Genomic DNA, 14,827 nt, shown 5'->3' with positions numbered 1-14,827 from the left:
TTCGGAGGGATAAAACTACTTCGGCCGGTCTTCCTGCCGAAAAGGTGCGTGCTTTTCAAGTCTCCGTATATGCTCGACTAACAGTTCTGCGATATTTTCGTCATGCGTTTCGTAAAACGAACGGGCGCCGACGGGATCTTCGATTTCATTGAACAAGTGGCGTCCGTCTTCCAGCAGCAGAAAGTCAATGCCGATGTAGTCGCTGTTCAAGGCGCGCGCAATCCGCAGGACATCCTTTTCCTGTGCAGCAGTCAGAATGGTTTTCTCGATAGTTCCGCCCAATGAATAGTTAGCCTTGAATGAGTTGTCAGAACTGCGTTTGACGGCGCCGACGACTTCTGTACCGATGACATAGGCGCGAACATCCGCCTGGTGTTCAATCACCGGCTGGAAAACAAGTGCGGAAGAGGCATCTGGAATGTCTCTAGCCGTATCGGTGCGCCAGACCTCAGAACCGCCATGGCCGTCCCTTGTTTTTGCGATGCACGGGAATTCCGCCGCTTCCCGGTAAGTCGGAATGGCTGGAACACCAAGCAGCAGGAACAACTCGTAGCTTTGCCATTTGTCGTTGGCGATGCGATTTACTTCGGCTCGGTTGACTAGGTGGATGCTGTGGTCTTCCAAAAAGCGGGCGGCTTCAGGGCGTCGCGCTCGGAACAGAGTGGTGTCACCCTGCAACTTATCCACAAGCATTGCTTGGCCTTTTTCGCTCCAGTCGTCCCACCGGATAAGCTCGAACTCGCCAAAACGCTGCAATTCTTCAATAAACCCGTGATTGCGTTTGGCATCAGCCGTTTCATAGAGAAGTTTCATGTTAATTCCTCCAATATATAAGCGATCATGGCGTCTGCGACATTGATTCCCGTGACATTCAGGATATTGCGGATATGGGCCGCAGCATTCACTTCACATACCAAAGGCGCTTCGTTTTCCCCGAACAGCAGATCGACTCCGGCGAACGTTGCACCGACTGCATGGGCTGCTGCGAGTGCGAGTTCCTGCTGCGCTGCAGTCAGCTCGATAGGGGAAGCTACGCCGCCATTGGTGATGTTGGCGCGGAAATCGGTTTCCGAATGGCGGTACATGGCAGCGACGATCCTTCCGCCGACAATGTTGACGCGGATGTCGCGGCCGCGGCTGGAAGCGATGAATTCCTGGAATACAAAATCGACGCCTCTCAGGCTGTCGACTTTTTCATAAAACTGCTCTTCGGTTTCAATCAAATAAACTTTCATGCCGAACGAGCCATGGCCTTCCTTAATGATCATCGGCAATTGGAGCCGGGTGATGACTTCTTCAAAATAACCCGAATCCAGTATGGAGAAATTCGGATAAACCTTCGGTGCAACGATGGTCCGTGGCATCGGCAGGCCCTGTGCGGCCAGCTGGACATATTGCGTGGCTTTATTATCGCAGACATCGATAACGGCAGGATCGTTATAAACCGGCACGCCTCGGCTCTTCAAAAAATATCCAAGCAATATATCTTTATCCAATAAAATTGCAAAATCGGGTATACTTATAGCAACTGATAAATCCATCACAGTTTCATAGTTTTTCATGATCTTTGCGGTGATGCCGGCTCTTTCTGCCGCCTCAGCGACAAGCCTGGCCTGGTCTGCAAATTTATCGGAAACCAGGCTTCCGTTGTAAATAACCCAACAACTCGTCATATCCATTCCACCTTCGTGCTATAATCATACTCAAAAAGTGTATCATGTTTACCGCGGAAAAGAGGCTTCTTATGATAATTGGACTTGAACAATATAAAAGCAAATGGAATATACATACAGATTCAGCTATTCATCCGGGATTGGAAGCCATAACGGCTGCCCTGGAAGAACTCGGGAACCCGCAAAAGAGAGGCAGATTTATTCATTTAGCGGGAACCAACGGCAAAGGATCCACGGCGGCGTTCCTGTCGGCAATCCTGCAAGCGCATGGCTGCAGCGTCGGCAATTTCTATTCGCCCTGCATTGAGGACCTCCATGATCAAATCCAGATTAACAGGGTGCCCGTCAGTCCGGAAGAACTCAGCCAAGTCATGGAGCGCTTGAGCCGTTTAAAAACGCCGTTGAGCGATTTTGAACTCCTGACGGCTGCGGCATTCGTCGTTTTCCAGGAACGCGCACCTGAATTTATCATCATTGAAGCAGGCATGGGCGGGGCACTTGACAGCACCAACGTCATCGATTCTGAAATCGCCATCATTCCTTCCATCTCTATCGACCATACTCATTTTCTGGGAACTACAATAGAAGAAATTGCCCGACACAAAGCGGGAATCATCAAAAAATGGAAGCCGGTCGTGATTGGGCAGTTGCCGGAGAGTGCCATGAACATCGTTCAGGAAACTGCGAAGCGGCTCCACGCGGAAGTGATTCAGCCAAATGGTCTGGAAAACGTAACATTAAAGTTGAAGGGGCAGCACCAGCAACAGAACGCCAGCCTGGCAATGGAAGCGGCGAAAGAACTTCTCGGTCTGGATTTCAACGAAGAAAAGGCCCGAGTCGGCTTGTCTTCTGCGACACTTGCATATCGGTTTGAACGAGTCTTGCCGGATGTCATCTTTGACGGTGCCCATAACAAAGCGAGCATTGAGGCACTGGTTGCGACCATAAAGGAAACTTTTCCAGAGCGGCCGATCCACATCGTCATGGGGATATTCAAAGACAAAGATTATAGTAATGTACTGCGCCAGCTGGAAACCGTCAGCGACCATTTCACATTTGTCGACTTTGATAATGAACGTGCGTTGCCGGCGAGGATTTTATTTGAAGAAAGTAAAATCAAAAGAAAGACAATTACAAATTTATGTGATATATTACCTGTGAATAGAAAAGGGGAAGTGACTATAGTCACGGGTTCGCTGCATCTCCTCGTTTTACTGCGAAACTCTGCGAAATCATTTTTTCAGAATTATCAAGCATAGCCTACTAAATTTTTTTATCATCGCTAAATTTATTTACGAAAGGGGAGATGGTGTGGGGAGTTCTTTTACGCGCAAAAAAATCCTTTGGTGCTTATGGGCATTGATTGTTCCGGTTGGCCTTGTACTGGTTTATAATTTTTTTCCGCCATCTGTGGCTGACCCTCTGAATTTAGGGGCGTTTGTCCTGTTTTTTGTGTTGATGAGCCTGATGCCCATGAACATCAATGGCGCCTCGACGTTCCTGGTGCAATGGGTGACAGTGGCGCTATTTTTGAAATATGGCCTCCTTATCGAAATACTGGTTTCGCAAGTATCTATGCTAATCGTCTTGTACCGAATCCGCACCAATGAGGAACAGTCGCTGCGGTTTCCTTTCAACTCGCTGATGTTTTTTGCAGTCTCACTCGTGGCCGGCCTGACGTATCTGGCGGCTGGCGGCGAGATCGGTTCTCTGGAGCTGTCGCATGTTATCGTCTATGGCCTGATTTTTCAGGTGGTGTCGGTTTTAACCAATCAGATCATCTATCAGCTCTATGATTATACGACCGGCAATCGCGGCAAATTCTTTTCCATCGATGCCATATGGGATTTTGCATTGATGCTGGTGATCTTTCCGTTTGCGGTTGCCTTGTATATTTTCGAATCGTATATCGGGATTCCAGCCCTCATTTTACTGGGCGTTCCCTTTTTCATCATGGCCACGGTCATGAAGAAGTTTACCAGCTCAGAACAGGTGAATATTGACTTGAAAAAGGCTGGAGTCATTGGCCATCAACTTGCCGATCGCCTGGAAACAAGTGAAGTGCTCGACCAATTTGTGGTACAGGTCGCTAAAATGTTCAAAGTTGAATACGCTTACGTCATCGATTACCGGGATGGCCAGCAGCAGATACTGCGCATCTATGAGAATAATAAATTGCAGCCCCGTGTAATCGCACCGATTCCATACAATAAAGGAATTGCAGGAAAAGTCATCATCACCAACAACTCTTATATCTATGATGAGAAAAGCCAGTGGCAGGAGCTGATCACCGGCAATCTACCAGAAGACACACAAAGCCTGATGGCCACCCCAATCGCCCGCAACAATAAAACAGAAGGCGTGCTGGTATTGGCTTCAAAGAAGAAATATGCTTTCGCCAAACACCAGCTGCAGATTTTAGAGATCCTCAGCACCTATTTTGCCGTATCGCTTGAAAAAGCAGGCTATATGCAAAAAGTCATCGCGAAAAGCGAACGTTGCGGACTGACCAAATTGTACAATTACCGCTATTTGGACGAAAGTCTGGAAAGCTGCATCAAGGAAATGGAAAAAGGCAATCTGGAGCAATTGTCGCTTGTCATGATGGACATCGATCATTTCAAGAGCATCAACGATCGCTATGGACATCAAAGCGGCAACGACATCCTTGTTCAGCTCGCGGACATCCTCAGGGAAGAAATCGGCAACGAAGGAACCATCGCCCGCTATGGCGGTGAAGAATTTGTCGTGCTGCTCGCAGATTACAGCAAAGACCTGGCCATGCTGCTCGCAGAAAATCTGCGCAGACGCATTGAAAAACATGACTTCCTCATTGAAAGCGACCTCGGGGAGGACCGTGGGCAGCAAGTTATCCACATCACCTTGAGCATCGGCGTATCCACTGCGCCCGATGACAGCGATGAAGGGATGGCATTGATCCGGAATGCGGACCGTGCGTTGTATATTGGCGCGAAACAGGCTGGGCGGAATAAGGTTGCGGCTTATGTGAAATAAGACTACAGAATGGCTAATGCCAGACTGTAGTCTTTTTTCCTATTTTGGAAAGAAAGCTAATCTTTTTTTAGCAAAAAACTTTGATGTTCATGAGAAAACACTGTGCAATGAGACAGAAACAATGTAATAATGAATCTAAGTTGAAATTGGATAAATAGATTCTTTTAATAGGAATAATTAGGTATATATTTATGTACGTTTGAGGGGAGGCCGATGAATTATGAATGATAAAGGATTGTCCCTAGTCGAAGTTCTGGCAGCAGTGGTCATATTGAGCATTCTGTTCCTCGGCATCATGACCATTTTCCCTCAAATGACCTTATTTAATGCCAAGACTGAAACCAAGTTAGATACCATGAATTTGGCCAGGCAGGAGATGGCGGAGCTCATCATACCTGGCAATAAAAAATTGGATGGCATAGTTCGCTTTGATGTGCAGTACAACTGGAGCAATATACTGACAACAGGATCAGATGATCCGCTTACGCTGAATACGGCCAGCTTGATAAATGCAATGCAGGTCCGTGATTTCCAGCATATTTCTTCAGATGCGGCATACCTTCGCTTTGAAAAAAACGATACATTCCGATATGAGGCAGATGTTTATCTCAGCTGTGAACCTTTCAAGAAAATTGATTTGTCCGACTCCGGTGAAATCCCTTGCGAAATAGAGGATAAAAATAAGCTGTTCAGGGTCCATCTGAAAGTCTTTGACAATCAGTTGTTGAGCAGCGAAACCTTTTCCTATATTCATTCCGATGCCGATCTGCAGTCTGCGGATGAAAGTTCGGGTGGCTGATATGACAAGTACTGAAAAAGGAACCAGCTTGGTCGAAGTACTTGCAGTTTTGCTGCTTGTTTCCATTATAGGTGGGATCGGCTGGACAGCCCTCAATATCGGAATGAAACATAACTCGGTTGAAACCAACAAAACACTGCTTCAGCAAGAAGCAAATTTGATCGTCACCAAATTGGTCAATGAGCACAGGCGCAGCGACCATTATTATTTAAGGGCCACAAATGGCCAATTGGAGATCAATTCCTGTGACTCGGATGAATTGGATGTTGAAAGCTGCGATGGGTTTATGAGCGTAACGCAACAAAGCTACCAGCATAAAGGCTCGGTCAATGGCGTCGATTTTACGCTTTTGGATGGCACAAAACGGTTTGAACCGAAAAAAAGCCATGTCAAGCTGGTGCTGAAAGTGACAGATCGGGAAGAAAAACTGTCTGCAGAAGTGGAGACCAAATTGACGAGAATCCTAACCAATCGATAAAGCAGGGGGGTGCCAGAGTGAAAAAACTGGAGAACGAGAACGGTTATGCGTTGCTCGCTATTTTGTTGGTCATTGTTTTGTTCCTTGGATTTTCAGCCGCCTTTTTGAAGGGGTCGCTGAATCATGCGACGCAGGAACGGACAGTGGATACGTCCAATCAATCGGTTGCCGCTGCTGAAATGGGTGTTCTTTATTACACGGCCAGTTTTGAGAAAGAACTAGAACTTGAGCTTTTGGAAATACAAAAGGAAATCAATATAGAACTTGATAGTTTGAAGCTACTTGATCCCAGTAATTTTGAAAGTATGATCCAAGCACTAAATGCTGAGAAAATTGAGGAATACAAAGCACTAATCCTAAAAAAAGTTGCTGATTTGAGCGACGGCAATGAGTATTACGAACGTAACGCTTCTGTCGATGGGAGAATGACCTATACGGTCGAATCAGCCGAGTCAGAGATTGCGGCAGATGAAAAGAGTATCAAAATTGTGATTAAGCTTAAAGGCTCTTCTGAACAGGGACAAGCAAATATGGATAGTGAGTTGTCAGTGATTTTTCATGTGGCAGTTCCAGAATCTTTTCTGACAAAATCGACGCGGCTCATCTATGGTGATGTCTATAAGGATCCACCGCTGAGATCCTGTACTCAGTTTTTAAGTGAAAAAGACTATAATACAGGCATTAATCCTTTGTATGAATGTACTTTAGGGGACAACAAAAAACTTGCTGACCTTTTGGCTGATATTAAAGGATCTCCTCATAATCTGTCGCCACAGGATTTTATGGTTTATACAAATGATTATTTGAAGAATGTCTGCGACCCGAGCGGTAATATTAATAATGCCGAAACTTCCAACTGCAATGCAAATGATTTTGAAGGCGTCAGCGTCAGTGTCTATGGCGACGAAGAAACCGTCACCAAAAACATGATTGGTCTGGAAAACGTGAAAATCTACATAAGTGGCCAATTAACCGTACAAAACCTTAACAATATGTCGAATGCCATATCTGTGCTGAAAGAGTTGAATGTCAGCAACAACTCCCAAAACATCGAAAATTCCACGATTGTTGTTTTGGGATTTGATGATGGTGCCAGGCAAGCGGAACTGAAAGTAGACAATAACATCACCTTAAAGACCAATTCGAAATTTTGTCTGGATGCTGACAGGATTCTTGAAGATGATATCAATAAATTCGGAAATAAAATTACTGTCAATGAAGGAAGCTGGCTGATTTATCATACATCCAGCAATGAAACCCATTTCCAGACAAAGCAACATGTCAAGAAAATCACAAACTATACTGATTTCCTTAGCCTCTGCAATGTTTCCGTCAACGGGTCTCCCACTGCTAACAATATAGACCCCGGATTTGATTTCGAAGTGGAATACTGATAATACAGCCCGACCAATAGGAGGATCTACATGATACGCATACTGATTTTCATCATTCTCGCGGCAGTGGTTTTGCCGCTTACTTTTCTTAATTTAAAACAGGTGCCGCTCGCCAAACGGATGACCATTGCCGGAGGCGGACTTGCCGCAGCGGCGATCGCGATTTTGATGCAAGGGACATATGCTTGGTATATGGTGGCTTTGGCTTTGCTGGGTGTGTCGTTTCTGGCAGTGTTCATCTTCATGAAGCTGGTTGAGAAGGAGCAGAACGAAAAACAGCGCCTGGTGGAAGAACGCCGCGAGCTGAAGCAGCAAAAAACAAAAACTTATTTGGCAACAACAGAAGAAACGCCCGTAGCTGCAGAACCATCCCAAAAGCCGAAGCCGTTCGGCATGCAGTCAATTGACGCCGATCGAGAGGAGATTACCCGTGGACAATAAATTATTTGGAATGACCTTTGCGGCCGTCTTCGGCATAGCGGTTTTAGTATTCGGAGCCACCAATGCAGGCGCTTACGCAGTGGACAATTGGCTGTTTCCGACAGAAGAATTTGGCGACAATACCTATATCGGCACGACCGATGTTTCCAATACGGAAGTGGAAGCGGCGAAAATGATGTTTGCCGGCCAGTCAGAAACATGGCGCGCAGATGCTGAACTCTATGTTACTTACCAGGATGCAACGGCAGCCTACCCGCTTGAAAATGCAGAAATCCTATTAGATGAAACTATGCGTACTGCAGAAACCGGTTCACAGAACAGTTTTGTTTTCGGGCTATCCACCGATACGACCCGGTCATTTTTGGCAGAGCATTTTCCGGTCGCCGATTTTTCGGAAGCGGACGTTGAAACCATCAATGGAAAGCTGGAAACGGCACTCGAGTCAGGGCAGACAAAAACGCAGGTGGCCATCAGCGACGACAGCCTCAGCTTAGCGCGTGAAAAAGTGGCGGATGTCGTGTTTCCAACCTCTATTTCAAGCATCAGCAGTTCGGCAGTCATCGATGCTTTGGATGGCATCCAATTGGCTCCAGACACCCAGTTTTCATTTCTTGAATTTATTGCGGAGCTCCCGCTGACAGATAGCAGCGACGAGGAGCTGACGCAAATCGCTTCAGCCATCTACGGCGCATTGCTGCAGACCAATTTCCTGGTGGACGAACGCAGCATCGGTTCACAGGTGCCGGCTTCCATTCCGCTTGGGCAGGAAGCGGCAATCAACCGCCAGCTTGCAATCGATTTTGTCTTCACCAATCCGAATAGCAGTTCGTTCACGTTGAATCTATCGAAATCCGGTGATGCCTTGAACGCATCCCTCAGCGGCTTCCCGTTTGTTTATAGCTATTCTATCGGCATTACGGAAGAAACCGATATCCAGCCGCGCTTGATCAAGCAATATAGTGCGTTTGTGACCAGCGGCAACCAAGTCGAAGAAACCGGATTGTCCGGAAAACGCCTGAATGTCATCCGGACGATTTTGGAAGATGGCGAACCCTTGGAAGTCGAGACGGTATCAAATGATTTTTATCCGCCAGTCCACCGTGTGGAAGTCTATCCACTGACGCAGCCTGCAGCCGCGGAAGTTGCCGTGCCGGTCGCCGGTGAACCCGGCTTTATCGATGCCAATGGAGACGGCATCCATGACGGCACAATTACAACACCGACTGCGGGCCAACCTGGCTTTGTTGATACGGACGGTGATGGTGTCCATGATGGCCCAACGACAGCTCCGACATCCGGCCAACCCGGATTTGTGGATGCTGATGGCGATGGTGTCCATGACAGCGAAACGGCCACACCGACAACCGGCCAACCGGGCTTTACCGATGAAAATGGCGATGGTGTCCACGATGGCGCTACGGCCAACCCTTCAGTTCCATCAACAACTGACCCGGCGCAAGATGCAGACGATAAGGATGAAAAACCTGAAAAACCTGTCTATGATAAAGGCGGCAATTTAGTTACCGAGTAAGTGTAAGGAAGGAGAGATCAGATTGGCGATTGTCAGAAGAAGGTTAGGCGATATATTAGTCGAACAGGGATTGTTGACGGAAGCGGATTTGCAGGAAACGCTGCAGGGCAAACAAAATGATCAAAAGTTGGGTGACGCCTTGCTCCAGCGCGGCATCATCACCGAGCAGCAATTGATCGAAACTTTGGAAGTGCAGCTGGGCATTCCGCATGTCTCGCTGTTCCGCTATCCGTTCGATCCGATGCTGTTCAATGTGGTGCCGAAGGAATTCGCCAAGCGCAAGCTGCTGGTGCCGCTGAAGACCGAAGGCGACCGATTGTTTATTGCCATGAACGACCCGACGGATTTCATCACCATTGATGATCTGCGGCTGACGACCGGCTTCCAGATCGAACCGACGATCGCTTCAAAAGAAGACATCATCAAGACCATTGCGAAATACTATGATGAAGAATCGTATGACGAGCTGCTGGAAGAATTGCCGCAGATGGCGGAAGAGCAGCAAAACGAATTGAACGACCTGGATGCGCCGATTGTCCGGCTGGTCAACCAGATCCTGTCGAACGCCGTTTCGCAAAAAGCCAGCGACGTCCATTTTGACCCGCAGGAAAACCGCATCCTGGTGCGTTACCGGATTGACGGTACCCTTCGCACCGAGCGGATCTTGCCGAAGACCATGCAAGGGATGATCACCGCACGGATTAAAATCCTGGCGAACCTGGACATCACCGAAAACCGCATTCCACAGGATGGACGGATCAAGACCACCGTCGATTTCCGCGCCATTGATTTGCGCGTATCGTCCTTGCCGACTGTTTTTGGTGAAAAAATCGTTATGCGGATTTTGGACTTGAGCCAAAACCTCACCGATATCGCCAAACTCGGCTTTAATGAGTTGAATATGGAACGCTTTATGCGTGAAATCGATAAGCCGAACGGCATCATCCTCATTTCCGGTCCTACGGGATCCGGGAAATCGTCGACGCTGTATGCGGCGCTGAACAAACTGAATTCCGAAGAAGTCAATATCATCACCGTCGAAGACCCGGTGGAGTACCAACTGGAAGGCATCAACCAGATCCAGGTGAACGCCAATGTCGGACTGACTTTTGCGGCGGGGCTGCGGTCGATCCTGCGCCAGGATCCGGACATCGTCATGGTCGGAGAAATCCGCGACAAGGAAACGGCCGACATTTCCATACGCGCTTCTTTGACTGGGCATTTGGTGTTGAGCACCATCCACACCAACGATTCAATCGCATCGATCACCCGCCTGATGGATATGGGCATTGAGCCTTTTCTCGTAACAGCTTCCCTGAATGCCGTTGTGGCACAGCGTTTGATTCGCCGTGTTTGCCGCGACTGCCGGGAAATCCAGCCGGCGACGATCCGTGAAAAAGAGATATTCGCCAAGCGCGGCATCGAAATTGACACCATCGCACGCGGCACAGGCTGCACGCAATGCAATATGAGCGGCTATAAAGGCCGCATGGCGATCCACGAAGTGCTGGTGGTGGACGAAGCCATCAAAGACGTCATCAACCGTGGCGGCAGCGCTGCGGAAATCCGTGAAATCGCCATCCGAAATAAAACCATCTTCCTCATCGACGATGGATTATTAAAAGTAAAGGAGGGCATGACAACGACGGAAGAAATACTTCGCGTTGCCATTGCAGATTAACTTATGCCTACTACAACTTTCATTGACCATATATTGACTGAAGCCAAAGAGCGGAATGTTTCCGATATCCATATGACCACCGGCATTCCTCCAGTTTTCCGGATGAATGGCACCTTGATCCAGTTTGGCGACAAAAAACTGATGCCGGACGACACTATGGCCATCGCCAAAGCCTTGATGCCGGAATCCCTATGGGACACATTCCTGGAAAAAGGCGAGATGGATTATTCCTACTCCATCGCCGGCGTGGCGCGTTACCGCGTCAACTCGTTCCACCAGCGCGGCTCGATTTCGCATGCATTCCGGACCATTCCGTCCCGCATTCCGACAATCGACGACCTGCAGATGCCGGATACCTTAAAAAAATTGGCCGATACCCATCAAGGCTTGATTCTCGTGACCGGTCCCACGGGTTCCGGTAAGTCGACAACGCTTGCCGCCATGATCCGCTATATGAATGAACACATGACCAAACACATCATCACCTTGGAAGACCCGATTGAGTACATGCACCGGCACGGCACGTCGGTCATCGACCAGCGTGAAGTCGGCTTTGATACCAATTCATTTGCCAACGGTTTGCGCGCAGCACTCCGCCAAGATCCAGACGTTATTCTAGTAGGTGAGATGCGGGATCTGGAAACGATCACCACCGCCATCACTGCCGCTGAAACCGGCCACTTGGTCTTGGGCACGCTGCATACGTCGAGCGCGGCTTCGACCATCGAACGGATCATCGACGTCTTCCCGCACGAGCAGCATGCACAGATTCGGACCCAGCTCGGCGGCATCGTCAAGGCGGTCATTTCCCAGCGCCTGTTGCCGACAGCAGACGGCAAAGGACGCGTCGCCGCAACGGAAATCATGATTTCCAATCCGGCCATCGCCAACTTGATCCGCTCGGAAAAAGTCCACCAGATTCCGAACGTCATCCTGACCAACCGGGCCGCCGGCATGCATATGATGGAAACGTCTGTGCAGGAGCTGTTGAAAAAAGGCAAGATTACACGGGAAATCGCCCAGCCATACTTGAAGGGAGCGGAATAACGTGGCCCGTTACAAATACGAAGGCCGCGACCGCAAAAAAATCCGCACCGGCATCGCTGTCGCCAACAGCCGAAAAGAAGCTGTCGCGAAACTCCGTGATGAAGGCATTCGCGTCATCGAAATCCGCGAAATGCCGGCAACCACTTTGCAAAAAGATATCACATTCGGCAATCCGGTCAAACGCGATCAGTTCATCATGTTCCTGCGCCAGTTTTCGACTTTAATGCGCGCAGGCGTGACCATCGTCGATTCCATCCACATCCTGTCCCAGCAAGTCGAATCCAAAGCGCTGCGAAAAGCCCTGTCGGAAATCGCCGAAGAACTGCGAAAAGGAAATTCCTTGTCCGACTCATTGGCGAAATACCCGAAGATCTTTGAACCGCTTACGATTAACTTGGTCAAAGCGGGCGAAATGTCCGGAAATATCGACGACTCCTTGGAAAGTTTGGCAACCCATTACGATAAAGCCTACCAAACGAAACAAAAAGTCGTCTCCGCCATGTCCTACCCGGTCGTCGTCGGCATCCTGGCGATCGTCGTCGTCATATTCCTGTTGTCTTCGATTGTGCCGATGTTCGCCGATATGTTCGAAGGCTTTGGCGGAGAGCTGCCGATGATCACACAGATCGTCATGGGCGCATCCGACTTTGTTATGGGCTATTGGTACCTGCTTCTGCTGGGCGGATTCGGAATCGCCGCAGTCATCTGGCTGATGCGCAAGGATCCGAGAGGCAATATGATCCTCGACACCCTGCTCCTGAAAATTCCGATTTTCGGCAAGATCCTGCAGAAGTCGGCGTTGGCTCGTTTGACCCGGACCTTGAGTTCACTGTTCTCCAGTTCCGTACCAATCCTGCAATGTTTGACGATGACCGAGAAAGTCGTCGGCAACGCCGTCATGTCGAAAGTCATCTTGGCGTCACGTGATTCACTCGAGCGCGGCGGTTCCTTGACCGAACCTATGCGCAAACACTGGGCGTTCCCGCCGCTCATTCCGCACATGATCTCCATCGGCGAACAGACCGGTTCACTCGACCACATGCTCAGCAAAGTAGCGGAGTTCTACGAAAAAGAAGTGGACGCTGAGACCGATCGCTTGAAAGCATTGATTGAGCCGCTCATGATCGTATTCCTCGCCGCCTTAGTCGGGACTATAGTCTTAGCTATTATGATGCCGATGTTTGAAATGTTCCAGAATGTAGACAATTTGTAGGTATATTTGTTGATTCTGTTTAAAGTATTTTGCAATAAAACAAGAAAAGGCTATTGCTATAATTGGTACTATTGTTATAATTGAGGTGTACTCAAAGCATGATTTAATAGTAAAAAAATAGGAGGAATAAAAATGAGAAAATACTTGCAAAAGAAACTGAACAACGAAAAAGGTATGACATTGATCGAGCTTTTGGCAGTTATCGTTATCATTGCGATTATTGCAGCGATTGCTATTCCAGCGATTGGGAATATTATTGATAACAGTCGACAAAATGCGGTAAGAGCTGATGTGCAAATGGTTTTATCTTCTGCTAATTTATATTTTACTGAAACAGGAGCTGCTAATACCGCGACTGCCACTATAGGAGCAGCTGCAGCAACAACACCAGCTACATCGATGGCAGAATTTATTGATGATCCCGGTGATGTTACATCTGCTACCGTAACAAAACTTGAAGCCGGCAACCAGATTGATGCCACTGTTAATGTTGATGGAACTATTTATACATTTTCAGACATGACTAATGCGCAGTTGTCAGCGTTAGACCCTGCTGGAATCAAAGCCCTAATTACTACTGACTAAGTATTTCAAAGAACTTATAGGAGCTGAAAAAATGGCCTTATCGTTTTTATCGAGAAAAGCACGCGTCGTCACCATTACAATAGAAGAAGACGCGATCCGTCATGTCGACTTGAAATCCTCCCTGCCGATCGAGCTGAATTGCGCGGAAGAGCTTCTTCTTCCTGCAGGCATCATCGAAGAGGGGAAGATCGTCGACGCGGAAGCGCTGGCCTCGGTACTCGATAAGGCTGTCAATCAGTGGGGTCTCTCTAAGAAGTCAGTCCGCTTCCTCGCCCCTGACGAATTCGTTATCATCCGCAAAGTACCTTACCCCGACGATGTCGAAGCCGATGAACTGAAAGGCCATTTCTTCATTGAAATCGGTTCGACGCTGTACCTGCCCTTTGAAGATCCCGTCTTTGATGTGGTGCCGTACCATCCGGAAGAAGAAGAGCCGGAAGCAATCATCATCGCTTCCAAAGAATCGGTCATGCAGTCCTATGAGGACGTGTTTGACCAGGTGAAAATGAAAGCCGTTGTAGCCGACATCACGCCGCTTGCCCTTTACCGCTTGGGTTATCTGCAGCATGATTTCGGGGAAGACGAGCACATCATGCTCATCGATCTACAGTCGAAAAAGATGACCGTGTCGATATTCCATGAACATTTCCCGATGTTCATGCGGCCAGTCGATCTGGAAGTCGAAGATCCGGACGCGGCAGACCGTACAGCTGTCATGGAGACGATTGAAGTCGAAGCCGAAAAACTGGCGAACTTCTACCGCTATAATATGAACAGCGGTGAAATCGGCATCACGAAAATCATCTGCAACGGAGAGTTTTATGACTGGCATTCCTTCCAGGAAAGCCTGGAAACGCGTTTTCAAATTCCTGTACTGCCGCTCGTCATCGACGTCATTCCGTGCGGCGACGAAAAAGATGTTCCAAGACGCTTTAACCGGGCCATCGGTCTCGCGCTGAAAGAGGTGTAA

14 protein-coding genes are annotated in these 14,827 nt (G+C 48.3%); 12 read left to right on the top strand and 2 right to left on the bottom strand.

From position 1 onward, the window contains the following. Nucleotides 1-15: 15 nt before the first annotated feature. The gene (locus AC1MEO_RS05595) at nt 16-813 is read right to left on the bottom strand and encodes an ATP-grasp domain-containing protein (RefSeq protein ID WP_480334913.1); all 798 of its coding nucleotides are present in this window, start codon (nt 811-813) and stop codon (nt 16-18) included. Next, a complete protein-coding gene (locus tag AC1MEO_RS05590; RefSeq protein WP_480334912.1) occupies nt 810-1,673 on the bottom strand; it encodes an ATP-grasp domain-containing protein in 864 nt (287 codons plus the stop codon). Before AC1MEO_RS05590 ends, AC1MEO_RS05595 begins: the two co-directional genes overlap by 4 nt. A gap of 71 nt (nt 1,674-1,744) precedes the next feature. On the opposite strand from AC1MEO_RS05590, the gene AC1MEO_RS05585 reads away from it, so the two are divergent. The 12 genes from AC1MEO_RS05585 to pilM all read left to right on the top strand — a co-directional run bounded on the left by AC1MEO_RS05585 (nt 1,745) and on the right by pilM (nt 14,827). Continuing rightward, entirely contained in the window at nt 1,745-2,932 is a 1,188-nt protein-coding gene (locus AC1MEO_RS05585) for a bifunctional folylpolyglutamate synthase/dihydrofolate synthase (RefSeq protein ID WP_480334911.1), read from the top strand. Nucleotides 2,933-2,984: 52 nt separating this feature from the next. After that, a complete protein-coding gene (locus AC1MEO_RS05580; RefSeq protein ID WP_480334909.1) occupies nt 2,985-4,688 on the top strand; it encodes a sensor domain-containing diguanylate cyclase in 1,704 nt (567 codons plus the stop codon). A 220-nt stretch (nt 4,689-4,908) separates the two neighbouring features. Next, nucleotides 4,909-5,487: a type IV pilus modification PilV family protein gene (locus AC1MEO_RS05575; RefSeq protein WP_480334907.1), complete on the top strand. Its 579-nt coding sequence runs from the start codon at nt 4,909-4,911 to the stop codon at nt 5,485-5,487. 1 nt (nt 5,488) lies between these two features. Next, entirely contained in the window at nt 5,489-5,965 is a 477-nt protein-coding gene (locus AC1MEO_RS05570) for a hypothetical protein (protein WP_480334906.1), read from the top strand. Nucleotides 5,966-5,982: 17 nt separating this feature from the next. After that, entirely contained in the window at nt 5,983-7,359 is a 1,377-nt protein-coding gene (locus AC1MEO_RS05565) for a hypothetical protein (protein ID WP_480334904.1), read from the top strand. A 30-nt stretch (nt 7,360-7,389) separates the two neighbouring features. Further along, nucleotides 7,390-7,800, top strand: a complete 411-nt coding sequence (locus AC1MEO_RS05560) for a hypothetical protein (protein WP_480334902.1) — start codon at nt 7,390-7,392, stop codon at nt 7,798-7,800. Beyond that, nucleotides 7,790-9,331: a hypothetical protein gene (locus AC1MEO_RS05555; RefSeq protein ID WP_480334900.1), complete on the top strand. Its 1,542-nt coding sequence runs from the start codon at nt 7,790-7,792 to the stop codon at nt 9,329-9,331. The genes AC1MEO_RS05560 and AC1MEO_RS05555 overlap by 11 nt, the downstream gene beginning before the upstream one ends. Before the next feature lie 22 nt (nt 9,332-9,353). Beyond that, nucleotides 9,354-11,012 carry a GspE/PulE family protein gene (locus AC1MEO_RS05550; RefSeq protein ID WP_480334899.1) on the top strand — a complete coding sequence of 553 codons (1,659 nt, stop codon included), beginning with the start codon at nt 9,354-9,356 and terminating at the stop codon, nt 11,010-11,012. 3 nt (nt 11,013-11,015) lie between these two features. After that, nucleotides 11,016-12,059 carry a type IV pilus twitching motility protein PilT gene (locus AC1MEO_RS05545; RefSeq protein WP_480334898.1) on the top strand — a complete coding sequence of 348 codons (1,044 nt, stop codon included), beginning with the start codon at nt 11,016-11,018 and terminating at the stop codon, nt 12,057-12,059. A 1-nt stretch (nt 12,060) separates the two neighbouring features. Further along, the gene (locus tag AC1MEO_RS05540) at nt 12,061-13,272 is read left to right on the top strand and encodes a type II secretion system F family protein (protein WP_480334897.1); all 1,212 of its coding nucleotides are present in this window, start codon (nt 12,061-12,063) and stop codon (nt 13,270-13,272) included. A gap of 132 nt (nt 13,273-13,404) precedes the next feature. Then, a complete protein-coding gene (locus tag AC1MEO_RS05535; protein WP_480334896.1) occupies nt 13,405-13,857 on the top strand; it encodes a prepilin-type N-terminal cleavage/methylation domain-containing protein in 453 nt (150 codons plus the stop codon). Between the two features lie 31 nt (nt 13,858-13,888). Then, the gene (gene pilM, locus AC1MEO_RS05530) at nt 13,889-14,827 is read left to right on the top strand and encodes a type IV pilus biogenesis protein PilM (protein ID WP_480334895.1); all 939 of its coding nucleotides are present in this window, start codon (nt 13,889-13,891) and stop codon (nt 14,825-14,827) included.

It is taken from the genome of Planococcus sp. BI3 (assembly GCF_056680115.1).
Note: the sequence above shows the minus strand (reverse complement) of the source record. Positions and strands in the feature narration are given on the sequence as shown.